This is a genomic window from Pseudomonas sp. EpS/L25 (assembly GCF_001512295.1).
In the GTDB taxonomy this organism is placed as follows: Bacteria; Pseudomonadota; Gammaproteobacteria; order Pseudomonadales; family Pseudomonadaceae; genus Chryseomonas.
Genome location: NZ_LNUP01000002.1, coordinates 1,579,788 through 1,602,996 on the forward strand (window position 1 = coordinate 1,579,788; position 23,209 = coordinate 1,602,996).

A 23,209-nucleotide genomic window follows, 5' to 3' on the forward strand; every position below is an offset into this window, starting at 1 on the left:
CTGTCAGTGGCTATAGCCGGTCGGCTTGTTGCGGATGGTCTTGAGCAGGTCTTCCGGGCTGATGCTGGCGAGTGCCTTGGCGGCGGCCTGGCTGCCCGGTAGCGGCAGGTCGAGGATGTGGCCCTTCATCTTGCCCACCACGTGCATCTCGCAGGGTTTGCAGTCGAACTTCAGGGTCAGCACCTCGTCGCCATGCACCAGCTGCATGGGTGCGACCTTGGTGCGCACGCCGGTGACGCCCTTGGCCTGCTTGGGGCAGAGGTTGAAGGAGAAGCGCAGGCAGTGCTTGGTGATCATCACCGGCACCTCGCCCAGCTCTTCGTGGGCCTCGTAGGCGGCGTCGATCAGTTGTACGCCATGGCGGTGATAGAAGTCGCGCGCCTTCTGGTTGTAGACGTTGTAGAGGAACGACAGGTGCGCCTCGGGGTAGACCGGCGGCGGAGTGGTCTCGGCCTTGCGACGGCCACGCGGATGGGCGGCGACGCGGGCCGCGGTCAGCTGTTCGATGGCCTCGCGGCGCAGCGCCTTGAGTTGCGAGTTGGGCACGAAGAAGGCCTGGGATGCGTCCAGGGCCACGTCCAGGGCGTGATACTCGGTGGTGCCCAGCTGGGTCAGTAGATCGCGCAGACCGTCCAGCGCCTGTTCCGGCTTGTTGGCCGCACCGAAGGGACCGTCCAGGGCGACCTGGACGCTCACGCCTTCCTCGCTGGTGGCGGTCAGTCGCAGGCGCTCTTCGCGCAGCTCGGCCTGCCAGCGCACCCCGATACGCCGCTCGGCGCTGGTCTTGAGCAGCGCCTGCTGCCAGTTGTGGTCCAGGTTGCGTGATAGCGGATGGTTCGGCCGCAGGCGGAACAGCCCCTCGGGCATCTCGTTGGGCTCGACGCGATAGCGGTAGCGCTTCGCGCCGTCTTCCTCGAATTCGCTCTTCAGCTCGGCGACGTTGGCGCGGAAGCCCACCACCTCGCGCTTGACCAGCACATTGAGGCCGTCGCCGTTGGACAGCGGCTCCTGGGTGACGGCGATGAAGTCGCGCTTGTTGACCTTCTCCACCTGACCCACCGGCAGCCCGGTGAAGGTCGGCGAGTCGAAGGCGCCGATGTCCACCTTGCGCTCGGTGACGAAGTAGTCGGTGCTGCCGCGGTGAAAGGTCTTGTCCGGATCAGGCACGAAGAAGTGCGCCGTACGACCGCTGGAGGCGCGGGCCAGGTCGCTGCGGTCTTCGAGAATCTCGTCGAGCAACTGGCGGTAGTAGGCGGTGATGTTCTTCACGTAGCCCACGTCCTTGTAGCGCCCCTCGATCTTGAAGGAGCGGACCCCTGCCTCGACCAGGGCGCGCAGGTTGGCGCTCTGGTTGTTGTCCTTCATCGACAGCAGGTGTTTCTCGTAGGCGATGACCCCGCCTTTTTCGTCCTTGAGGGTGTAGGGCAGGCGACAGGCCTGGGAGCAGTCGCCGCGGTTGGCGCTGCGCCCGGTCTGGGCATGGGAGATGTTGCACTGGCCGGAGAAGGCCACGCACAGGGCGCCATGGATGAAGAATTCGATGGCCGCCTCGGTCTCGGCGGCGATAGCCGCGATTTCCTTGAGGTTCAGCTCGCGGGCCAGCACCAACTGGGAAAAGCCGGCCTGGTCGAGAAACCTGGCCCGGCCCAGGGTGCGGATGTCGGTCTGGGTACTGGCGTGCAGCTCGATCGGCGGGATATCCAGCTCCAGCACGCCCATGTCCTGCACGATCAGCGCATCCACGCCGGCGTCGTACAGCTGATGGATCAGCCTGCGCGCCGGCTCCAGCTCATCGTCATGCAGGATGGTGTTGAGGGTGGTGAACACCCGCGCGTGGTAGCGCCGGGCGAAGGTCACCAACTCAGCGATCTCGCTGACCTCGTTGCAGGCATTGTGCCGCGCCCCAAAGCTCGGCCCGCCGATGTAGACGGCATCCGCCCCATGCAGGATGGCCTCCCGCGCGATACCGACATCGCGGGCAGGGCTGAGCAATTCCAGATGGTGCTTGGGCAGGGACATGGCGGTTCTTCTCGATCAGGTGGGGCACGGCAGGGTGGGTATTGTAGCGGGGGGGGAAGAGAGGTAGGGTACGCCTGAGGTACTGGGTGTTTATTAGCTTTGCAAAAAAAGGTTTCTTCCATCGTTTAAGTTGAATTGATTGTGGTAGTAAAGGCGTTATGTTGATTGAGGATTTGAAAAGCTATAAGAAAGCTCCGCTCATTCCGAATATAATATATTTCCGAATTTAATAAAACAGGGGTCTGTTAAAGTGGGATGGGATTTCCAATGTGATCAGAGTGTAACTATTTTGTTGTGCACAAATTTTTCCACTGCAATAAAGAGTAGGAGTGCGGCATAATCGGTATAGGCTAAAATTCTATAGCCCATACGTAGAGTTATGGTCCAATGTAAGACGAAAAATCAGTCTCGTCTAATTTTATTATCGCTAGAGAACTTTCGGTATTGCTATCTAGGTTTATCAAGATGTCGCATATGACCGCAAACAGTCCGCATTTGTTTGCGCACTCTTCGATTTTGGGTTTAGATAGGTAGCCAGATGATGAGTGAGCTCCTACGTTGGATAGCTTAACTGCACTTCCAAATGCCTCTAAATCCAGAAGACTATTAAATATTTTAAAGCTGATTCCGCTGGCTTCGGATACTACTCTTAAGAGGTTTTGATTTTTCTTTAATAAAATTAATATGTACATGACTTCGAACATCAAGTCGGATTTTAGCTCGTTTTGCAGCCTTTGGTTCAATGTCTTTGTATTTATCTTTGCGAAGAATCGATTCTTCTTTTGGAGTATCTTTTTCGAAGAGATTTCGAGTATGCATCTCATTGAGCAAGCTATGAGCGGAAGGTAACTTTCTCTGTCGCGCGACTGATAGGCAATATCTATGCCGTTTATTAGGCTCGAAATTGTATTGTGGCTAATGCGGTATCCTGTCTCTGACTCAATTGTAAAGAGGGATTTCTTCTGAGGTACCCCAGTAATGCTGGATGTCTTCTTGACGAATTTTAAAATTATCTCGTTAAGGGCTAGGCTCGTATGAGGGTCATGATATCGAAAGCCAATTGCTTTTTCGCATGGGGTTTCTACCGACTGTAAAATCCCGCTATCAGAAACGTCGCCATCAATTGTGACTTGTACCTCATTTTTGGAGACGTCTTCACCAAGACTATTTTTTACTGAAAAAATATAATCAGCCAAGTAAATTTGGCTTGATGGTACATTCAGTTCAACAGGCAGGCCTCTATCAATTAGCACCTGCGCTACCTTTTTCTTGGCAGTGTCAGAATTTTCTGTTGGAGCAGCTTTTCCGGTAGGGATCTTGTTTTCTGATGTCTGTGACTGCAGTTCTCTTTTTAACTCAGAGCCAATGCTCTGAATGCGCTCATTAAGTTTCCTTAGGTTTTTCATTAGCCCTTTTGTTAGGGAGTTTTCTACAAAATTTGTTCTGTCCGAATTGAATTCTAGTTCCTCGCTTTGGCTTGTTAGGTTTACTCGCCCAATCATTTGGGGGAGTGAGTTGCTGGATTTAGATTTTCTAAGGATATCTGGATCAAATATGGTCGTATTGTTGAAAAGGTTGCGATTAAAGTAGACTAAAGGGTATAAGGCATTGTCATGTGTTCTTCTGTTAAGTTTAGATATGGATCCGTATTTTTTGCCTTGCTTTAAGCTAAATATTACTAGCTTTAAGTCTATGTGGTAGTCTTTTAAGTTTATGGGAGTGTCTAAGCCAGGAATGGAGCGTACTGGCTCGCCACGATGATAGAAGTTTAAAATATTTTGCTCTGAGTTGTACGTCACGTAAAAGAGTTGATTGCTTTCGCTCTCCTGGCGAAAGTCCTTTATTTTCTGAGTTGAGTAGGATGAATTATTTTCGATATCCACTTCTATATTGAATGTTTCGTCTTCGATTGCAGCAGCGAGTTTCTCCGAAACTCTCTCGTCCTCTAGGTCGGCTTGTAGCTCCTCAAGATCCCTCTGGTTTGAATAGATAACAATTGTGGTCCCCTTTTTTTCGCTTGGATTTGTCGTTATGGGTATGGCTGTCCCTGTGAGATCTGTTTTAGATACTAGGGCAGATTTTTCAAGAGAAAACTTACTTTCAACACCATTTTTTGTAGTTGTCCATTCTACTCTATGGCCAAATTTGAATGCAGCTAGAAAACCCAGCCCTTTGGAACCTTGAGTTATTCTCTGGATCCCGTCTTGCTCAATGATTTGGCCATATTTTTTGGAACTATATGATATGTGAAATAGATTTTCTATTTCTGCTATGCTCATTCCATTTCCAGTGTCTGAAATGGTTATTGTCTCTTGGGAGCTAGAGATTTTTATTTTTATATTTGGCGAAAAAGCATCATAGGCGTTTTTTATTAATTCATTTAAAGCAAATAAAGATGATGGGATTTTTTGCGATAGCTCTTCTATTATTTTTCCGCCAAATTTCAAGGATGCTTGTGGCATGTAAGATTCCCTTCCGTGAGTAACTTAAAGATTTGGGTGTTTAATTTTGGGCTCAGCCCTTTTTCATTATCAGGACTTGTTCTTCGGTCATGGTTTGGGAGCGGCTGTTTCTGTTGGCCATTCTTTTATGGGGTATATTGCGATCTATTTCTATTAAAAATTTACAGCCACGAGCCTCTAATAATTCCCTTAAGATATTGTTTAATGGAATTTTTTGTCCAGAAATGTGCCTGTTTCCTAGTGTCCAAATGAGATAGCCTTTTGGTTTTATTCTAAAAAGCATATTGTCTAGTGAGTTATTCAAGTCCCTGATAAAGGAATATAAACGCACTGGCCCACTGTTTTCGTACCTAAGTAAGTGATCTAGGCTTGTTGAAAAGCTTTTTGACATGCCTCTTAGTTGGTCTATGCCTTTAACTTCCTTAGTATGTGATCCGCCAAGACTGGCTCTGTCAATCGCAGAGGCGTTCGATAACAATTTGCTTGGCACTTTGTTTCGCAAATCGGCCGTGTCGATCCACATCAGAGGAAGATAAGAAAATTGCCCATAAGGTACAGTAGTAGAATTGTCACCATATGGTGGGGAGGTAATCAGCATGTCATGCAGATTGTGCTCGCTTTTCTTGGGTTGAGTCTGGATATCTGATATGGAAAGATTGATGTCGCTCAGAAGGGTGGAGCCCGATAGTAGCCCTTGTCCTGCCAAGAGATCCATTTGTTCTTTCTTGAGCTCAAAGTTGAATTGAATTTTATTTTTAAAAATCTCAAGGCAAGACCCTATTTTGTCTATCTCATCTTGAGGTTTCATATGAAGTTTGTAGGTGGAGCTGCGAGAGTTGCAGCACCCTCTCACTGTGTCACTGAATGCAACCCAGAAAAATCTTCTGGCCCATTTGCTAGGCTCAGCCACTATGGCACGTCTGATTTTGCTCAGCTCAATCTGAACTCGAGGTATAAACCACTTTTCTATCTTTGGAAAGTTAACCTCTATAGAGTCTAGAGTGTCCCTGTGTAAGCGGTTGTTGAGCTCTAGGATTTTATGCTTGAGCGAGGGAATATAAAATGCGTCTGACTTCGTTTCGCAGGCGAGAATAGCTAGCGGATTAATGTCTACCCCTTGAAAGTTTAGCCCTCTCATCATTGCTTCGCCCATTGTTGTTCCTGATCCAACAAACGGGTCGAAGATGGACTTTATTTTAGATTGATGATTTAGAAAGATATCTATCAGCTCGCCTTGCATTTCAGGAACCATCATTGCGGGGTATTTAATGAATCCATGGCAATGGGTTCGCTTCGATCTGCGAGAAAATGACCAATATTCTTTGTCTGTATTATGTAGCGAATTTATTTGCTTAATTATTTTGCTGTCTACAGAAAGCGACACGTCAAGCTCCTTTTGTCGTTCGCAGAGTGATAGGTCTCTTTCAATGCTATGTCAAACCTTTTCTGCGGTCATGTGATCTTTCCTTGCAGAAAGCTTGGAAAATAGCAAGTCTAGTTAGAAAGTAAACACTTCACCAGCGGCAACACCACCTCCCGCGTCAGCGGCGCCAACTCCAGCGCGTCCGCCTCAGCGACCGACACCCACACCGCCTCTTCGATCTCAGCCGCCGCAATTGCCCGATCTCCTGGCTGCATCTCGACCCGATAGAGCGCGCAATCGACGGTGCAGCCCGGCTCGTTGGCTGCCGGTGCCTGGTAGTGCCCGACGAAGGTCGCGTCCTCTGGCGCCACGATCAGGCCCAGTTCTTCATTCAGTTCCCGTACCAGTGCCTCGAGCGGCTGCTCGCCATGATCCACCTTGCCGCCGGGCTGCATGAAGGCGGTGGTGCCGCGCTTGCGGACCAGCAGCAATTGCCGGTGCTCGTTCAGGAGGAGGGCGGCGGCGATGTGGATGACGGTCGTCACTTTGGCACTCTTGGGTCGGATAGCGGGCTTGGGGCGCAGCGTCACGGGGGCGAGGGACCGGCAACGCGGATTGCCAGTGTACCTTCCCTTCCGGTGCAAGGTTGCTGCGGGGGCGTTTCCGGTGCCGCGAATTTGGTCGCCGTAGGGCCGCCAGCAGTGCCCGCATCCACAGCCAGTCCTCGCGCTACGGAAAGTGCAATCCAACCGACCTCATAACGTCACACAACCGCTCTAGCTTCGCCGCCCTGTAGCAACGTGTAACAAGTTGTATCTACCTAGCTAAGGGGAAGCGTCGGTGAAACGTTCAGGCAATAAACCCGCGGTAATCACGGCCGTGTTCACGGCATCGCTGTTGGCGGTGTCGGTACAGGCCGCCAGTCGCTCGGGCAACAACGCCATCAATGGCGTCGATCTGCTGTCCGGCTACAACAAGCTCTGGACGCCAGGCGCGACCTGGAACACCGGCACGCCTACCGCGCTGGGGGCGCCCATCCTGCAGCGCAATATCCAGTACGTGGTCGACCTGTCGAAGACCCGCACCCAGGCCCAGGAAATAGCGGCCTATTACGACGATCGCCGCGACCAGAGCTACAGCCTGATCAGCGGCCTGGGCTCCCTGGCCAATGCCTACCTGGCCGGCTCGGGTGCCTTCACCACCATCCCGGTGTTCGATGCCTCCACCCAGACCACCAAGTACAACGACAACGGCAATGGCGCCGGCGACGCCAACTCGCAGCTGGGCAAGGTGGTGCAACTGGTCCAGGCGATCCGCAACGACGCCTCCACCACCCCGGCCAAGAACGCCTACCAGTACCCGCGCCCCTGGCGGCAGGCCAGCGTGGACATCGTGCCGCTGTCGTTGCGTCCAGCGCTCAGCACCACGCCGCAGAGCGACGGTGGCTTTCCCAGTGGCCATACCAACGCCGCCTACCTGTCTGCCATCGGCTACGGCTACGCCGTGCCCCAGCGCTTGAGCGAAGAACTCTTCCGCGCTTCGGACCTGGGCAACAACCGCATCCTCGCCGGCATGCATTCGCCGCTGGATGTGATCGGTGGGCGCATCACCGCCACCTATTTCGCCATCGACAACCTGGTCAACAACGCCCAGCTACGCAGCGATGCCTTCGCCCAGGCCCAGGCCTATTTCGCCCAGCAGTGCGGCGGCGACATCAACAACTGCATGGACAAGATCGATCCGGCCACCGACCGGCAGTCCCAGCACGCCCAGGACAAGGCGCTGTATACCGCCCGCATGACCTACGGCTTCGCCCCCGTCGGTCCGACCAACCTGGCGCCGGTGGTGCCGGTCAATGCCGAGGTGTTGCTGGAGACGCGCTTCCCCTACCTGAGCGCCAGCCAGCGTCGCGATGTGCTGGCCAGTACCGAGCTGTCCTCCGGCTACGTGGTGATCGACGAATCCAACGGCTATGGTCGCCTCAACCTGATGGCCGCGGCCGATGGCTACGCGGCCTTCAACGGCAACGTCAGCGTCACCATGGATGCCAGCCAAGGTGGCTTCAACGCGCGCGACGCCTGGCGCAACGACATCGGCGGCAGCGGCAGCCTGACCAAGAACGGCAGTGGCGAACTCATCCTCAGTGGCTTCAACACCTACAGTGGCGGGACGATCATCAACGGCGGCACCCTGCGCGGTTATGCCCAGGCCTTCGGTAGCGGCGACATCACCGACAACGCCACCCTGGTGCTGGACCAGTCGGTCAACGACAGCCTGACCAACAACCTGCACGGCAACGGCAGTCTGGTGAAGACCGGGGTCGGCTCCCTGAGCCTGACCGGCAACAGCGATTTCTCCGGTACCACCAGCGTCGACCAGGGCCGCCTGGCCATCAACGGCAACCTCGGCAGTTCGGCGGTCACCGTCAACTCGGGTGCCACCCTCGGCGGCAACGGCAGCCTCGGCAGCCTGCGTGTGGCCCAGGGCGGTATCCTCGCGCCCGGCAATTCGGTGGGCCAGCTCAACGTCAACGGCAACGTGACTCTCGACCAGGGCTCGATCTATCAGGTCGAGACCGATGCCACCGGCCGCGCCGACCGCCTGGTCGCCTCCGGCAACATCGCGGTCAACGGCGCTACCCTGGTGCTGGTCTCCAGCTCCTACTGGCAGCCGCTGGGCAGCTATCAACTGCTGAGCGCGGGCAACGGCCTGAGCGGCAGCTTCGGGCAGGTCCAGTCCGACTTCGCCTTCCTCACGCCGACCCTGAGCTACGGCGCCAACCAGGCGACCCTGAGCCTGCCGCGCAATGGCGTGGCCTTCGCCGACCTGGCCGGCGGCCGCAACGCTCGTGCCGCCGCGGCAGGGCTGGATAGCGCCGGTGCCGGCAATGCGCTGTGGAACCAGGTGGCCGCAACCAACGCTGCCGGTGCCCGCGGCACCTTCCAGAGCCTGGGCAACGAACTGCATGCCTCGACCAAGACCGCGCTGGTGGAAGACAGCCGCCTGGTCCGCAACGCCATGACCGAGCGCCTGCACGACGCCCAGGACGAAGCGCCGTCCGGCTCCGGTATCCAGGGCCTGGCCGGTACTCCCGAACGCGGCCTGGTCTGGACCCAGGCCCTCGGCGCCTGGGGCCGCAACGATGGCAGCCATGACGCCAGCAGCCTGGACAGCCATAGCCATGGCCTGCTGATCGGCGCCGACCTCCCGCTGGACAGCGGCTGGCGTGCCGGTGGCCTGGTGGGCTTCGGCCACAGCGATCTCGACCTGCGTGACGAGTCGGGCTCGGCCACCAGCACCGACTACCACCTGGGTCTCTACGCCGGTAACCAGTGGGATGCGCTGAGCCTCGAGCTTGGCCTGGCCCATACCTGGCATTCGGTGGAAGCACGCCGTGATCTGGCGATCCTGGGTGCCAACCAGCACCTGGCGCCCGACTACGATGCCGGTACCACCCAGGCCTTCGGCGAGCTGGCCTACCGGATCGACGCGGGCAGCCTGAGCCTTTCGCCCTTCGCCAACCTGGCCCATGTGCATCTGCAGACTGACGGCTTCCACGAGCGCAGCGGGGCGCTGGAGCTGGACAATCCCCGGCAGAACACCGACGTGACCTTCAGCACCCTCGGCCTGCGCCTGGCGAGCAAGCCGCTGGGTGACTGGAAGGTGGTCCCCAGTGCCACCCTCGGCTGGCGGCATGCCTTCGGCGACACCACCCCCGAGCACGAGGCGGCCTTCGCCGGCGGACCGGACTTCAAGCTGGTGGGCGCGCCCATCGCGCGGGAAGCAGCGGTGGTACAGGGCGCGCTGGACATGCAGTTGACCGAGAGGGTGTCGCTGGGACTGGGCTACGATGGCCAACTGAGCGGTCGCAGCAAGGATCAGGATCTCAACGCTCGCCTCAGCTGGCGCTTCTAGAGCACTGAATCCCCCGACCCCGCTGCAACGGCGGGGTCGGGGGATTCAGCCAGAGCCGTTGGCTGGCCGAGCAATTCATCCAGGATGCCCAGCCGGAACTGGCGCTGCAGGGTGACCGCATAGAAGCGCTCGGCGATCTCCGGTACCTCGGCATAGAGTTGCAGGGTGCCGCTGCGCAACTCGTCCTGCACCACCACCGCCGGCAGCAGCGCCAGGTCGCCGGAGTCGCGGGCGAGCAGGCGCAGCATGGCCATGTCGTCGACCTCGGCGCAGATCCGTGGGCTCAGCCCGTGGCCGGTGCAATAGACCTCGAACTGACTGCGCACGTCGCTGCTGCGCCCGGGCACGATCAGCCGCGCCTGCTGCAGGTCGCGGTGCAGGTCGAAGGGGCGGCTGTCCTGGCGCGGTGGGCCGATCAGGCACACCGGCTGGCGATGGAGCAGGCGACATTGCCAGGTGCGCTGGCTGTCGGCGCTCACCGCCTGGTTGGTCAGCACCACGTCCAGCTTGTGCAGCGCCAGGCGTTCCAGCAGTTCGTCCACGCTGCCGGATTCCAGCACGAGCACCAGGTCGTCACGCCCGAGCAACGGCCGCAGCAGGTTTTCCTGGAAGTTGCGCGAGAGGGTGGCGACGGCGCCGATGCGTAGCGTCTGATTCGCTTCGCGCGCGTTGTGCAGGGTGTTCTGCAGCTCGCTGCCGAGGGCGAAGATGGTCTCGGCGTAGTCCAGCACCAGCTGTCCGGCCTCCGTCAGCCGCAGGCTACGCCCAGAGCGGATGAACAGGGAATGGCCGAGCTGATCCTCCAGCACGCGGATCTGGGTGGAGAGGGCGGACTGGGAGACGTGCAGCGCCTCGGCGGCGCGGGTGAGGTTGCCTTCCTTGGCCACGGCCCAGAAGTAATGCAGATGATGGAAATTCAGTCGGCGCATGATTCGTTCTTTTAAAGTGAACGTTAGATTCATATCTATCTATTTCACATAGTTCAAGCGCTCTTCGACACTGGCGTCATCTGGTGTTCAAGGAGCGTGCACGATGTCCAGCCTGCTGTTTCCCCTGGCCCCCCTGTTGCCCTGGGCCTATGCCATGGCCCTGGTGCCGGTCGCCTTGCTCGCCTCACCGCGTCGCTTCTGGTGGCCAGCCCGGGTCGCCGGTTACCTCGGCGTCGTGCTGGTCCTGGCCGCCTGGCTGCAGGCCGTCTTCGTCGACCAGCCGCACGACCGCCTCGGCCTGGCCATGGCCGGGCTGATCAGCCTGCTGGCCCTGGTGATCATCGAGTACTCCCAGCGCTACCTGGAGGGCGAGCCGGGGCAGCGGCGCTATGTACTCGCGCTGCTCGCCACCCTGGCCGCCGTAGCCACGGTGGTCACCACGGGTGATCTCTTCCTGCTGGTGGGAGCCTGGATCCTGTCCAGCCTGTCCCTGCACCAGTTGCTCACCTTCTACCGTGACCGTCCCCAGGCGGTGGTGGCCGCCCACAAGAAGTTTCTTGCCAGTCGCCTCGCCGATGCCAGCCTGTTGCTGGCCACCCTGCTGCTGGTGCGGGCCACCGGCGACAGCCAGCTCGCCGCCATGCTCGACGCCGTGAACGGCCGCCTGCAGGCCAGCGCTGGACTCGGCTGGGAGCTGCAGGGGGCGGCACTGCTGCTGGCCCTGGCGGTGATCCTCAAGTCGGCACAGTTGCCGGTGCATGGCTGGCTGATCCAGGTGATGGAAGCCCCGACGCCGGTCTCGGCGCTGCTGCATGCCGGGGTGGTCAACCTGGGCGGCTTCCTGCTGCTGCGCTTCGCCCCGCTGTTGTCCGCCGGCGTCCCGGCGCAGAGTCTGCTGGTGCTGGTGGGTGGGGTGACGGCGGTGCTCGCGGCCCTGGTAATGATGACCCGCATCAGCATCAAGGTGCGCCTGGCCTGGTCGACCTGCGCGCAGATGGGCCTGATGCTGCTGGAGTGTGGCCTGGGGCTGTACGAGCTGGCTCTGGCGCATCTGCTGGCCCACTCGCTGTACAAGGCCCATGCCTTCCTGGCGGCGGGCGAGACGGTGGCCCACGCCCGCCAGCAGGCACTGCTGCCGCGAATGCCCGCGCCCGAGTTGGGCGGGCTGCTGCGGGCGCTGTTGCTGGCGGCCGTGGCACTGCTCCTGCTCGAGGGCCTCTGGACCTGGGCGCTGCCGGGGCAGGGGCTGCCCTGGGTCGCCCTGACGATCCTCGCCATCGGCCTGGCGCCCTGGTGCCTGGGTGGCGGGCAGCGGGCCACCGGTCCGCTCACGTTCGGCCTGCTGCTGGGCGCCTACCTGCTGTGGCACCAGGCGGCCGGCTGGCTGCTCGACCAGAGCCTCGCGGAGGCACCGCTACCGCTGACCGCCCTGGCCATCGCGCTGCTGCTCGGCCTCTACCTGCTGCAGGCCGTGCTCCTGGCCCGCCCTCGCGGTGCCCTGGCGCGACGCCTGTATCCCCTGGCCTTCGCCGGCTTCCACCTGGACGAGCACTTCACCCGGCTGACCTTCCGCCTGTGACCGGCGCGTGCGCCGCAGCCCTTCATCGCATCCCTCGGAGACCGCTCATGACCGCCTTCGAACCCCTTTCCAGCCTGGAACAACGGGCCCTGCACGACGTCGCGCGCCAGGCCTGTGCCCGCATCGCGCCGACCTGGCCGCTGGAGAGCATGATCGCGGTCAACCCGCTGTGGGAAAGACGCGAGCAACCCTGGCGAGACGTCGCCACGCAGCTCTGGCAACGGGCGGGCAGCCGCCTGACCCTGGGCGCCGCCGACTATCGCCAGGCCTGGCAGGACGGCACCATCGCCAGGCGCCACCTGCGCCAAGCACTGGCCGAGCAGGGCGGGGCCTGGACGCCGGAGCAACTCCTGCAGGCCCTGGATGCGCAAGAAGAAGCCGCTTTGGTCCTGCCGCTGCTGGAAGACCTGGCCGAGCCGGGCCTGCCGCTGCCGGGCTGGCCGGCGCTGATCACCCAGCAGATCGGCCAGAGCTGCGCCGCCTGGTTCGATCGCGAACAGGCGGACTGGCGGCCGGACGCTAGCGTCGGGCTGTACCGGGCCTGGCGTGAGAGCCTGCTGGCGGACCGGGGGATTAGCGTCCTCAGTGCCTGCCGCGACCTGCACCAGCGGATCGCCGCGCTGCCCCTGGAACCCGAGGCGGCCCTGGAAGCCGCGGTGCGGCATCTCGGCCTGCCGGAAGCGGACTGGGCGCCCTGGTTCGACTGCCTGCTGCTGCGCAACCTGGGCTGGGCGTCCTGGTGCGCCTACCGGCGCTGGCAGGCCAGGTTGCAGGGCGAGGACGACCAGACGCTGCTGGAGCTGCTGGCCATACGCGCGGCCTGGGAATGGTTGGTGGACGATCGCCGGCGCGATGCCGACAGCCGCTGGCAATGCTGGCGTACGGCCTGGCAGGCGCGGCGGCGGCAACCCCCGTCAGCCAGCTGGCAAGCGCTGCAGCTGTGGCAGCGTGCCGAGGAACTGGCCTGGCAGGAGCAGTTGCAAGGGAGCCTGTGCCAGAGCACCCCCGCCGCCTTGCCCGCGGCGCCGCTGGCCAAGCTGTTCTTCTGCATCGACGTGCGCTCCGAACCGCTGCGACGCACCCTGGAGCTGGCCTGTCCCGAGCTGGAAACCGGAGGTTTCGCCGGCTTCTTCGGCCTGCCCATCGCCTACACCCCGCTGGGTACGAACGCCACGCGCCCGCAGTTGCCCGGCCTGCTGGCGCCGCAATTGCAGGTCAGCGAGAGCTGTGGCGATGCCGATCAGGATCGGCAATTGGCCGAGCGGCGCCAGCAGCGCCTCGCGCGTCAGGGCCGGTGGCGCCTGTTCGAGCGGCTGCCGGCCTCGACCTTCACCCTGGTCGAGAGTATCGGTCTGGGCTACGCCGGGGCGCTGCTGGGGCGTACCTACGGGCTGAGCGGCGGCGTGGGCCTGCCAGACCAGAGCGCCTGGCGCCGCAACGAATGGCAACGACTGCACCCGCGGCTGCCGGCCATGGCGCTGGAACGCAAGATCGACCTGGCCGCGCGCATCCTCAAGGCCATGGGGCTCGGCGGGCCGGTGCCGGCGCTGCTGGTGCTACTCGGCCATGGCAGCCAGAGCGCCAACAACCCGCAGGCGGCGGGGCTCGACTGCGGTGCCTGCTGCGGCCAGAGTGGCGAGATCAATGCGCGGCTGCTGGCCGGCCTGCTCAATGACGCCGAGGTCCGCACCGGCCTGCGCGCGCGCGGCCTCGAACTGCCGCCGCACTGCCAGGTCCTCGCCGGGCTGCACAACACCACCACCGACGAGGTGCAGGTCTTCGATCATGAGGCGCTCCCCGCCACGCTCCAGCCGATCTGGCAACGCCTGCGCGCAGCGCTGGACAGCGCCGGCGCCGCGGTGCGCCGCGAGCGCGCCGCGAAGCTGGGCCTGGCGCCGCTCCAGGAGCAGCCGGCCAGACTGCTCGGTCGGCTGCGGCGGCGTGCCCGCGACTGGGCGCAGACCCGGCCGGAGTGGGGCCTGGCCGGCAATGCCGCCTTCATCGCCGCGCCTCGTGCCCGCACTCGCGGGGTGGACCTGCAGGGCCGCGCCTTCCTGCACGACTACGACTGGCCGCAGGACGAGGACGGCCAGGTCCTGGAAGCCATCATGACCGCCCCCATGGTGGTGGCGCACTGGATCAACCTGCAGTACTTCACCTCGACCACCGACAACCTGCGCTTCGGCAGCGGCAACAAACTGCTGCACAACGTGGTGGGCGGCCATATCGGGGTGTTCGAGGGCAACGGTGGCGACCTGCGCATCGGCCTGGCGCGCCAGTCGGTGCACGACGGCGAGCGGTGGCTGCATCGCCCGCTGCGCCTGCACGTGGTGATCGAGGCGCCGCGGGCCATGATCGACCAGGTGCTGGCGAACCACGCCGTGGTGCGCGACCTGGTGCGCAACGGCTGGCTGCAACTGCTGCGCCTGGATGGGAAGCCGGCGCGTCTCGAATGCCGCACCGGCGCCGGGTGGCAGCCCTTGCCCCAGGGCTGAGGCCCACGGTGGGAGCGTCCGCCTGATTTCTTCAGGTGGCCTTCGCCGCTCCGGCCCCGAAGGGCGCTGCAGAACGCTCAGGAGTCCAGAACGTCGAACAGGACCCGGAAAGGATCGCCTCGGGGGCGCAGCTGTGGCGGGATGTCCTGCTCCTGGAGCCAGGATGCGCCCGCTTCGAATCCAGCGCGGTATCGATCAGGCCGATGCTGTCGACATCCCGCGAGACAGGCCCCCTTACAAGGGCCGAGGTATTGGCCGCCGCCGGGTCGGACCTGGGCGGAGTAGCGCGCCAACGTCGGGGTGGAGACATCGAGCGATTCGTTGGGGCCCAGGAGGTCGACGTGTTAATGCCTGCCGAGGCGCTCTGTCGCGTCTTTCACCGTTTCGGCGCAGCCATCGCAGGCGGCAGGTCCGCGATAGACGACAATGCGGATTACATCGGGCTCGTCGACGTCGGTCAGGGCTATCAGGGGCGACGAGGACGTCAGGATCAACACCAGGACGCGCCGAACAGGCGCATGGGGTAGTTAGCGGGGTAGCCAATTTCAACGGGGTTGAAATCCATATCAAGGATCGGTGTGGAGCGAATAGCCATTGAATCCGGCAGCGAACAATATCGCGCCCCAAAGAAAGAAGTCGGTTTGCAGCAAGTCATGCTTGAGTAGAATTAGTCTGACTCCATTCCCGAGAGAGAGGGAGGGGTCTATAAGCCAGCCGATGAATATGGCTGCCAGGCCCATTGCCATGGCCGCCAAGCCTAGGTGCTTTATGGCGTGTTTCACGACGAACTTCCCAGGCGCGAGCAATGCGGGGCGGCAATGGTATTGGTTTTATAATATCGAGCCGTCAGGTCGCCCATATCGAACTCCTTGAAGGTTGGTAGCGCCTTGTCGAAGCAGAGACACTGGTCTTTGGGAGGCAGGCCGCGCTCGGCTCGAGCTGAGTGCGCTGCGGCGCCTTCCTCTGCACGAGGGTCTGCGTTGCTCCCTTCATGTCCGCGCGTCGCTCGGTCGCCACTCGCCGCCGAGTGCGCGGAACAGCTCCACGCGGGAGATCATCAGCTGCAGACGGGTTTCGATCAGAGCGTTGTCCGCCGCATGGAGGCTGCGCTGGCTGTCTAGTACCGTCAGGTAGTTGTCCAGCCCCCGCACGTAGAGATCCGTCGCCAGTTCCAGGCTGCGGGCGGTGGCGTCATGCAGACGCTGTTGGGCGGCGAGCTGTCGAGTCAGGGGGCCCTCGGCTACCAGCTGATCGGCCACCTCGCGGAAGGCGAGCTGGATGCTCCTTTCATAGCGCACGACGTCCTGGTCCCGGCGTACCTCCGCCAGCTCCAGGTTGGCGCGGGTGCGCCCGCCGTCGAAGAGGGGCACCTGCAACTGAGGCACGAAACTCCAGGACCGATTGCCTGCCTCGAACAGGCCGGTCAGGTCGGAACTGACGTAACCGGCAGTGGCGGTCAGGGTGATGCGCGGAAAGAAGGCGGCGCGCGCGGCCCCTATGTTGGCGTTGGCAGCGCGCAGGCGATATTCAGCGGCGCGAATGTCGGGCCGTCGAGCCACCAACTCGGCTGGCAGACCCGCGGGTAGCGCGTGGTCGAGACCCTGGCGGGCGAGGGGTAGGGGTGGCGGTAATTCCCTTGCCGGATCGCCACCGAGCAGCAAGCGTAGGCCGTTATCCGCCTGGGCACGGGTCCGTTCGAGGATGGCCACGTCGGCGGCGGCGATTTCCACGCTGGTGTGGGCCTGGGCCAGATCCAGCGCAGAACTCACCCCGGCCTCCCGTCGTTGGGCGATGAGAGCGAGCGCCCGCTGGCGACTCGCCAGGACGCTGCGGCTCAAGGCCAGGCGTTCGTCCAGCGCGAGCTGATTCAGGTAGGCGGTGGCTACTTCCGCTATCAGCGACAGTTCCACGCCGAGGCGGGTCTCCCGTTGTGCCAGATAGTCGTCGAGGGCGGCATGCCGAAGGTCACGCAGGCGGCCGAACAGATCCAGCTCATAGGCGCTGGTACCGAGCCCGACGCTGTAGCGGTCGGTGATCCGCACGTCGGCCGGCGCCTCGCCGGCTGGCGAGGCGCCGGCGCCAGCCTGGCTTCGCTCGCGGGTGCGGCTGGCCGTGGCGTTCAACTCGACGCCGAGATCAGCGCGGCTGATGCGATAGCGCGTCCGCGCTTGCTGGATGTCCAGGGCCGCCAGCCGCAGGTCGCGGTTGCCGCCCAGGGCCTGATCTACCAGAGCGCGCAGGCGGGGGTCGGCGAACAACGCCTGGCATTCCAGGAGCTGCTGACGACGGGGTAGCGCTCCGGCACGGGGGCGGAGGGGCGTTGATGTTGCGGGGCCAGGGAGCAGCCTGCGAGCAGGCTGCCGATAACCAAGAGGGTGCCCGCGACCATGACGAATCGCTGTGTGGCGAGCGGTGTGGATGCGCGCGGAACGGGTCTGGTGGCTGCGGCCGCGAGGAGGGCGGCCGGGCGTTTTCCCGAGGGGCGGTAGGGGGCGGGTGGCGAGCGATGCATCGGCTGTCCTCCTGGAGAACGCCATGGTAGACGCCCTGCGCGCTCCCGCCTGTAAAGGACTGTAGGTCTCTTGTGAAAGACTGTTAAGGCGCCCGGCCCCGAGGCGGACGCGCCGTTGTGCCCCATGCTTCGTTGGCGAGCGAGCCAGCGCGAAACCCTTCTGCGGCCATGGAAAACACTGGACTCGCCATCGCCGCTGCTCGTTCCGGCGCGACGCCCACTGGCCGCGCGGCCGGGCAGCGCACCGACCAGGACCTGCCGAGGCAACACGGCCGGTATGCCGTCCTGGCGCACGGACGCCCAGGCGCGACCTACGTTCTCAGACCGTATAGTCCAACGGCTTGCCATGCACCTTACGCCGCTCGCAGGCCAGCATGCTCAGCACCAGTCCGCAGCCCAGCAGGATGGCGCCCGAGGACAGGACGAAGAGGCTGTGGCGGTCGTTGCCTTGGATGAGCAGGCTCAGCAAGGTCGGGGCGGCGGCCGCTGAGGCGACCTGCACCACGCCGACCAGCTTGGTCAAGCGGCCGCTTGGGTCGTTCGCCACCACCGAGGACATGTAGTAGGACAGGGCCAGGTTCCAACCGAAATTCATCAGGAATACCGCGATCATCAGGTCCGCGGCCGAGTGGATGCGCATAGCCAGCATATAGATGGCCCCGAGCACCGCCAGCGAACCGGTGAGGATCATCGGCACGCGGCCCAGATGGCGACCCGCCACGCTGGGCAGGGCGGCACCGGGCAGACCGCCGAGCAGGCCGATGCTGATCGCCCAGCCGATGTTCACCGGCGTCACGCCCGCGTCGCTGCCGATGCCTTCGACGAAGCCCCACAGCGAATAGATCGACAGTTGCATGAACAGCATGCCGAGCAGCGAGCCGACGCCGACCAGCGAGAGCCCGGACAGCCACGGCTCGTTGGTGAGGGGCTGGCGTTCCTCGCGGTGCTTGGCCGGCAGGCAGAAGCACAGGCAGCAAACCAGCACGAACCAGGCCGTCAGGTAGTAGATCGCCCCTGAGAAGCCCTGCCACTCGGCCATCATCGGCAGAATCACCGCGTTACTGGAGAACAGCGCATTCTGCACGAGCAACAGGATGCCGAAGGAGCGATCCTGCCCGCTCATGCTGCCCAGCCAATAGACGGCGTAGGAATACAGGATGCCCGAGCTGAGGCCCGAGAGGCCGCGCAGCACCAGCAACGGGTCGAGCTGGGTGACGCTGGCGGTCGCGGCATTGGCGACTAGCAGCAACAGGGCGCTGCTCAGGGTAATGGCGCGTGGACCGAGATAGCGGATCATCGGTAGGTACAACAGGGTGCCGATGATGGAGCCGCACATTTCGGCGGACATGGCCCAGCTTTGCTGGGCCAGGGTCAGGCCCAGGCGATCGGTTAGCAGTCCGATGAAGATCGGTTGCACGCCGATGACGAGGATCGAGGCCGCAGCGATGAGGATGCACGCGGCCCGTACCAGATTTTGATTGGCGATGTTCATAGTCGTTACCCGCCGGCTCGGCCACGGGGGCCTACCGCTTCAGTGAAGTTCAGGACTAGGGCAGGGGCTGCCCATCAAGCGAATGTCTGGCCAGGAGGGATGGCCTGGTCGACGGCATGGGTCAGCCGCTCGCGCGATGGTCCCGCGATGGACCGCTGGCGAGCGGAGCGGTAGTCGGGCGGTGTGAGGATTGGAGGCGGAATCCGGGCGGGGGAGGCAGTGCCTGCTGGCGAAGTCGGATGCCGTCGCTCGCGATGTGGCGCGTGGCGCCGGAAGGCGTACCCGCGAGATGGGCGTGTTCGAACCGATGGTCCGTCAGCGGGCACCCGGGTGCGGGCAGCGCGTCGAGAACGCGCGTGGACATGTGCATATGCAGCTCCTGTGTTTGATCTTTTTGTTACAGGGCAGTGAGCGGTGGCCAAGGTGCCTACCGAATACCTGGCTGGAGCGACTAACGAGCCTGCTGCACGTCCGCCAGGCGGGCGCGCGCTAGGTTTTGTCAGCCTTCCTTCGCCGGCAGGAGCACCGGCGCAGCGGTGCTCTCGGATCTTGTCGTTATCGGATCAGTCGTGCAGATGGGCGGTGATGGCCCGCAACAGCCGCACGGTGTCGGCGTCCAGCGCGGTGACCGCAGCGGGCAGCGAGGACTGCTTGACGATCACCACGTCGGCCTTGGCGTCGACGAACAGGTACTGGCCATGAATGCCACTGGCCATGATGGCCGGGCTGTGATCGTTGAAGACGTACCACTGGCTGCGGTAGGAGGCGCCCGGCGTCCACTCGGAGAAGTCCTTGCAGGCAGCGTAGAGGGCCGGGTCCGCGCCGGCCGCGATGGCCTCGATCGCTGCCCGATCGATGACCTGGCGACCCTCGACCTGACCGCCGTGGGCCAGCATCAGGCCGAAGCGGCCCAGGTCGCGCAGCGTGGCGCTGAAGCCGGCTCCGGCGACACTGCGGCCCCAGGGATCGGCCAGGAAGTAGCCATCGCGTTCGCAGCCCAGTTGCTGCCACACCGCCTGTAACTGCTCGGCGCAGGCTACGCCGCTGGCGCGTTCCATCACCCAGGCCAGTACCTCGGTGGTAGCCGTCACGTAGTGAAAGAGGCCGCCGTGCTCGCAGCGTTTGCGCAGCGACGGCAGGTACTGGTACAGCGATTCATAGCGCGCGTAGTCGGGCGGTGCCGGCTTGAAGCCGCAGGCATAGCCGTACTGGGAGCTTTCCGAGGTGGGGTCGTCGTAGACCTCGCTGTAGTGCACGCCGACCGCCATGTCGAAGAGCTGGCGCACGGTGGCGTCGCCAAAGGCGCTGCCGGCCAGTTCCGGCACGTAGTGCCGCGTCGGCGCCTGGGGATCGAGCATGCCCTGCTGGACCAGCTGCTCGCCCAGTACTCCGATCAAGGACTTGGTGACCGAGAACATGATGTGGCGGTCACCGGCGGCCTGGCCGTTGAAGTAGCGCTCGTACACCACGCGCCCCCTGTGCAACACCAGGAAGCCGTCGGTCTTGCTGGCTCGCAGGTGGTCAAGGGTGCTGACGGTACGGCCACAGGTGCTCTCGAACCTCAGTTCTTCCAAGGCTAGCGGCGCCTGTTCCAGCACCGCGCCGGTACGCGACCCGGCGGCGACCTCGATGGTGGGGCGCAGGCGCGCCAGATTGCGGAAGCCCCAGCGGTTGAAGGGCGGCGACATCCAGTTGGCCCAGGTCACGCGCCGTTCCGGCTCTGCAGGGAAACCCTGCATCAGCGAGGGCTCCCGTTCTTGTTGGTCGTACATCTCGCTGACTTCCAGGATTTGGGAAACCAGGGAGCGGTCGAGGATCTGGGTCATCTGACTTTTCCTGAAAATGGACCTGCATCGAACAGCTATAAAATGATTAGCTCTGTAAAATATTTTAGTCAATAAAATATTTTCCGATGGAAAGTCCAGCCGCCAGTACGGTGCTTGTCCAACGACCCGGGACGGATGGCTCAAGCCTGGCAGGCAGTGGCTATGCGCGCCCTGAGCAGGTCCGCCAACTGCTCGAAGAGGATCTGCACGGAGCGCAGCGACAGATTGTCCGGGCGGGTCAGCAGCCAGATGTCGGTTTCGCAACCATCCAGGGCCGCGCTCAGGCGCTCGACGCCCTCCAGGCTGCTGATCATGAAGTCGGGCAGGGCCGCCACGCCGAGACCGGCGCCTACCAGTCCGCCCACCGCGGACATGCTGCTGCAGCGGTAGCGTGGGGTGAGACTGGGGTAGGCCTGCCTGAGCCAGGTGACGGAGACGTGATCCGCCAGGGAGTCATCGGGGGCGATCCAGGGTAGCTCGGTGGGCGCTTGCGCATAGCCAGGGCGATAGCGCTCCTGGCCGCAGACGAAATAGGCACTGCGGCCGAGCCGGCGGCCGACCAGATGCTCGGGCGGAGAGTTCGACAGCCGTATGGCGATGTCCGCATCCCGTCGGCTCAGGCTGGCGAAGGTGTTGGAGGTGGCGACTTCCAGGGCCACCGCGGGATAACGCGACATGAGTTCGGCGAGACCGGGCAGCAGCAGGCTGCGCAGCACCGCATCGGTACAGGTCAGGCGGACGGTACCGCTGATGACGTTCTCGCCCTGGATGAGCGCGATCCGAGCCGCCTCCAGCGCCTGTTCTGCGCGCTCGGCCTGTTCGGCCAGGGCCTTGGCGCTCTGGGTCGGGGTGTAGCCGCGGCGATTCTTGTCGAAAAGGGCGAGCTGCAGGCTGGCTTCGAGCTTGCGAATGGCGCGAAAGACGGTGGAAACGTCTACCTGCAACTGCTCGGCGGCCCTGGCCAGCGTCCTGCCCCGAACCAGGGCCAGGACCAGCTTGAGGTCGGCGTGGCTGATCTGATATTGCATTCGTGCATTCTTCCTTTGCCATATTGCCGATATTGGTTGCGCTCGCGCCAACTTATACTGGGCCTGCCTATCCAGGGCAATCAGGTGGAAGGGCGGGCTTCGCCAGGCGAGGTCGGCGCCCACAGGAACCACCACTCACAGCAACGCTGCCGACCCGCCCCGGCCCCGCCGATCCAGCGGAGCAGCGTCAAGGATGCCTCTCCATGAATTCGCTATCTCCCCGCGTCGTTCAGCTCACCGAAGCCAACAGCTTTCTCAAGGAGCACCCCGAGATCCAGTACGTCGATCTGTTGATCACCGACATGAATGGCGTGGTGCGGGGCAAGCGCGTCGAGCGGGCCAGCCTGTCCAAGGTCTATGAGCGCGGTATCAACCTGCCGGCCTCGCTGTTCGCCCTGGATATCAACGGCTCCACGGTGGAAAGCACCGGACTGGGGCTGCACATCGGCGACGCCGACCGCACCTGCTTTCCCATTCCCGGTACCCTGAGCCCCGAGCCCTGGCAGAAGCGCCCGACCGCGCAGCTGCTGATGACCATGCACGAGCTGGATGGCTCGCCGTTCTTCGCCGATCCGCGCGAGGTACTGCGCCGGGTGGTGCAGAAATTCGACGACCTGGGCCTGACCCTCTGCGCCGCCTTCGAGCTGGAGTTCTATCTGATCGACCAGGAGAACGTGAATGGCCGTCCGCAGCCGCCGCGTTCGCCGATCTCCGGCAAGCGGCCGGTGTCCACCCAGGTCTATCTGATCGACGACCTCGACGAATACGTGGACTGCCTGCAGGACATGCTCGAAGCCGCCAAGGAGCAGGGCCTGCCGGCCGACGCCATCGTCAAGGAGTCCGCACCGGCGCAGTTCGAGGTCAACCTGCACCACGTCGAGGACGCCATCAAGGCCTGCGACCATGCGGTGCTGCTCAAGCGGCTGATCAAGAACATCGCCTACGACCATGAGATGGACTCCACCTTCATGGCCAAGCCCTATCCCGGTCAGGCCGGCAATGGCCTGCACGTGCACATCTCGCTGCTGGACAAGGCGACCGGGCAGAACATCTTCGCCAGCGACGATCCTGAGCACCACGGGCCGCTGCGACATGCCATCGCCGGCATCCTCGACACCCTGCCGGCGTCGATGGCCTTCCTCTGCCCGAACGTGAACTCCTACCGGCGCTTCGGTGCCCAGTTCTATGTGCCGAACGCGCCGAGCTGGGGCCTGGACAACCGCACGGTGGCGGTGCGCGTGCCGACCGGCAATAGCGAGGCCATTCGCATCGAGCACCGGGTGGCCGGCGCCGACGCCAATCCCTATCTGATGCTGGCCTCGATCCTGGCGGGCATCCACCACGGCCTGACCCAGCAACTGGACCCCGGTGCGCCGGTCAGCGGCAACTCCTACGAACAACTCGAACAGAGCCTGCCGAACAACCTGCGCGATGCCCTGCGCGAGCTGGACGATAGCCCGGTGATGAACCAGTACATCAGCCCGGAATACATCGACATCTTCGTCGCCTGCAAGGAAGCCGAGCTGGAGGAATTCGAAACCACCATCTCCGATCTCGAATACAACTGGTACCTGCATACCGTCTAAGGA

General features: G+C 62.4%; 13 protein-coding genes. 4 read left to right on the forward strand and 9 right to left on the reverse strand.

Annotated features, from left to right (window positions below):
* Positions 1-3: 3 nt before the first annotated feature.
* The 4 genes from AR540_RS08275 to AR540_RS08280 form a co-directional block, all read right to left on the reverse strand.
* Positions 4-2,019 carry a peptidase U32 family protein gene (locus AR540_RS08275; RefSeq protein WP_059227748.1) on the reverse strand — a complete coding sequence of 672 codons (2,016 nt, stop codon included), beginning with the start codon at positions 2,017-2,019 and terminating at the stop codon, positions 4-6.
* A 377-nt stretch (positions 2,020-2,396) separates the two neighbouring features.
* Positions 2,397-4,481 carry an ATP-binding protein gene (locus AR540_RS24685; protein ID WP_082706937.1) on the reverse strand — a complete coding sequence of 695 codons (2,085 nt, stop codon included), beginning with the start codon at positions 4,479-4,481 and terminating at the stop codon, positions 2,397-2,399.
* Positions 4,482-4,533: 52 nt separating this feature from the next.
* Positions 4,534-5,865 (reverse strand): DNA methyltransferase, encoded by a 1,332-nt coding sequence (locus AR540_RS24690; RefSeq protein ID WP_160328333.1) that lies wholly within the window; start codon positions 5,863-5,865, stop codon positions 4,534-4,536.
* A gap of 110 nt (positions 5,866-5,975) precedes the next feature.
* Entirely contained in the window at positions 5,976-6,389 is a 414-nt protein-coding gene (locus tag AR540_RS08280) for an NUDIX hydrolase (RefSeq protein WP_059227751.1), read from the reverse strand.
* Between the two features lie 325 nt (positions 6,390-6,714).
* Between AR540_RS08280 and AR540_RS08285 the strand changes: the two genes are divergently transcribed.
* Positions 6,715-9,759: an autotransporter domain-containing protein gene (locus tag AR540_RS08285; protein ID WP_059228009.1), complete on the forward strand. Its 3,045-nt coding sequence runs from the start codon at positions 6,715-6,717 to the stop codon at positions 9,757-9,759.
* Here AR540_RS08285 and AR540_RS08290 read toward each other — a convergent pair.
* Positions 9,756-10,688 (reverse strand): LysR family transcriptional regulator, encoded by a 933-nt coding sequence (locus AR540_RS08290; RefSeq protein WP_059227753.1) that lies wholly within the window; start codon positions 10,686-10,688, stop codon positions 9,756-9,758. The two genes, AR540_RS08285 and AR540_RS08290, sit on opposite strands and share 4 nt — an antisense overlap.
* A 103-nt stretch (positions 10,689-10,791) precedes the next feature.
* On the opposite strand from AR540_RS08290, the gene AR540_RS08295 reads away from it, so the two are divergent.
* Positions 10,792-12,267 (forward strand): NADH-quinone oxidoreductase subunit L, encoded by a 1,476-nt coding sequence (locus AR540_RS08295; RefSeq protein WP_059227756.1) that lies wholly within the window; start codon positions 10,792-10,794, stop codon positions 12,265-12,267.
* Between the two features lie 47 nt (positions 12,268-12,314).
* Positions 12,315-14,762: a YbcC family protein gene (locus AR540_RS08300; RefSeq protein ID WP_059227758.1), complete on the forward strand. Its 2,448-nt coding sequence runs from the start codon at positions 12,315-12,317 to the stop codon at positions 14,760-14,762.
* 989 nt (positions 14,763-15,751) lie between these two features.
* Here the strand turns inward: AR540_RS08300 and AR540_RS08315 are convergent.
* From AR540_RS08315 to AR540_RS08330, 4 genes are all read right to left on the reverse strand, one after another.
* The gene (locus AR540_RS08315; RefSeq protein ID WP_236712017.1) at positions 15,752-17,020 is read right to left on the reverse strand and encodes an efflux transporter outer membrane subunit; all 1,269 of its coding nucleotides are present in this window, start codon (positions 17,018-17,020) and stop codon (positions 15,752-15,754) included.
* A gap of 573 nt (positions 17,021-17,593) precedes the next feature.
* The gene (locus AR540_RS08320) at positions 17,594-18,766 is read right to left on the reverse strand and encodes an MFS transporter (protein WP_059227762.1); all 1,173 of its coding nucleotides are present in this window, start codon (positions 18,764-18,766) and stop codon (positions 17,594-17,596) included.
* A gap of 563 nt (positions 18,767-19,329) precedes the next feature.
* A complete protein-coding gene (locus AR540_RS08325; RefSeq protein ID WP_059227764.1) occupies positions 19,330-20,592 on the reverse strand; it encodes a serine hydrolase domain-containing protein in 1,263 nt (420 codons plus the stop codon).
* A gap of 140 nt (positions 20,593-20,732) precedes the next feature.
* Entirely contained in the window at positions 20,733-21,620 is an 888-nt protein-coding gene (locus AR540_RS08330) for a LysR family transcriptional regulator (RefSeq protein ID WP_059227766.1), read from the reverse strand.
* A 203-nt stretch (positions 21,621-21,823) separates the two neighbouring features.
* On the opposite strand from AR540_RS08330, the gene AR540_RS08335 reads away from it, so the two are divergent.
* On the forward strand, positions 21,824-23,206 hold the full coding sequence (locus AR540_RS08335) for a glutamine synthetase family protein (protein ID WP_059227768.1): 1,383 nt from the start codon (positions 21,824-21,826) through the stop codon (positions 23,204-23,206).
* Positions 23,207-23,209: the final 3 nt, after the last annotated feature.

Bases quoted from the DNA above. Each gene is read 5' to 3' on its own strand.
- AR540_RS08275 (WP_059227748.1), bottom strand. From the start codon at position 2,019: ATGTCCCTGCCCAAGCACCATCTGGAATTGCTCAGCCCTGCCCGCGAT.
- AR540_RS24685 (WP_082706937.1), bottom strand. From the start codon at position 4,481: ATGCCACAAGCATCCTTGAAATTTGGCGGAAAAATAATAGAAGAGCTA.
- AR540_RS08290 (WP_059227753.1), bottom strand. From the start codon at position 10,688: ATGCGCCGACTGAATTTCCATCATCTGCATTACTTCTGGGCCGTGGCC.
- AR540_RS08295 (WP_059227756.1), top strand. From the start codon at position 10,792: ATGTCCAGCCTGCTGTTTCCCCTGGCCCCCCTGTTGCCCTGGGCCTAT.
- AR540_RS08300 (WP_059227758.1), top strand. From the start codon at position 12,315: ATGACCGCCTTCGAACCCCTTTCCAGCCTGGAACAACGGGCCCTGCAC.
- AR540_RS08320 (WP_059227762.1), bottom strand. From the start codon at position 18,766: ATGAACATCGCCAATCAAAATCTGGTACGGGCCGCGTGCATCCTCATC.
- AR540_RS08325 (WP_059227764.1), bottom strand. From the start codon at position 20,592: ATGACCCAGATCCTCGACCGCTCCCTGGTTTCCCAAATCCTGGAAGTC.
- AR540_RS08330 (WP_059227766.1), bottom strand. From the start codon at position 21,620: ATGCAATATCAGATCAGCCACGCCGACCTCAAGCTGGTCCTGGCCCTG.
- AR540_RS08335 (WP_059227768.1), top strand. From the start codon at position 21,824: ATGAATTCGCTATCTCCCCGCGTCGTTCAGCTCACCGAAGCCAACAGC.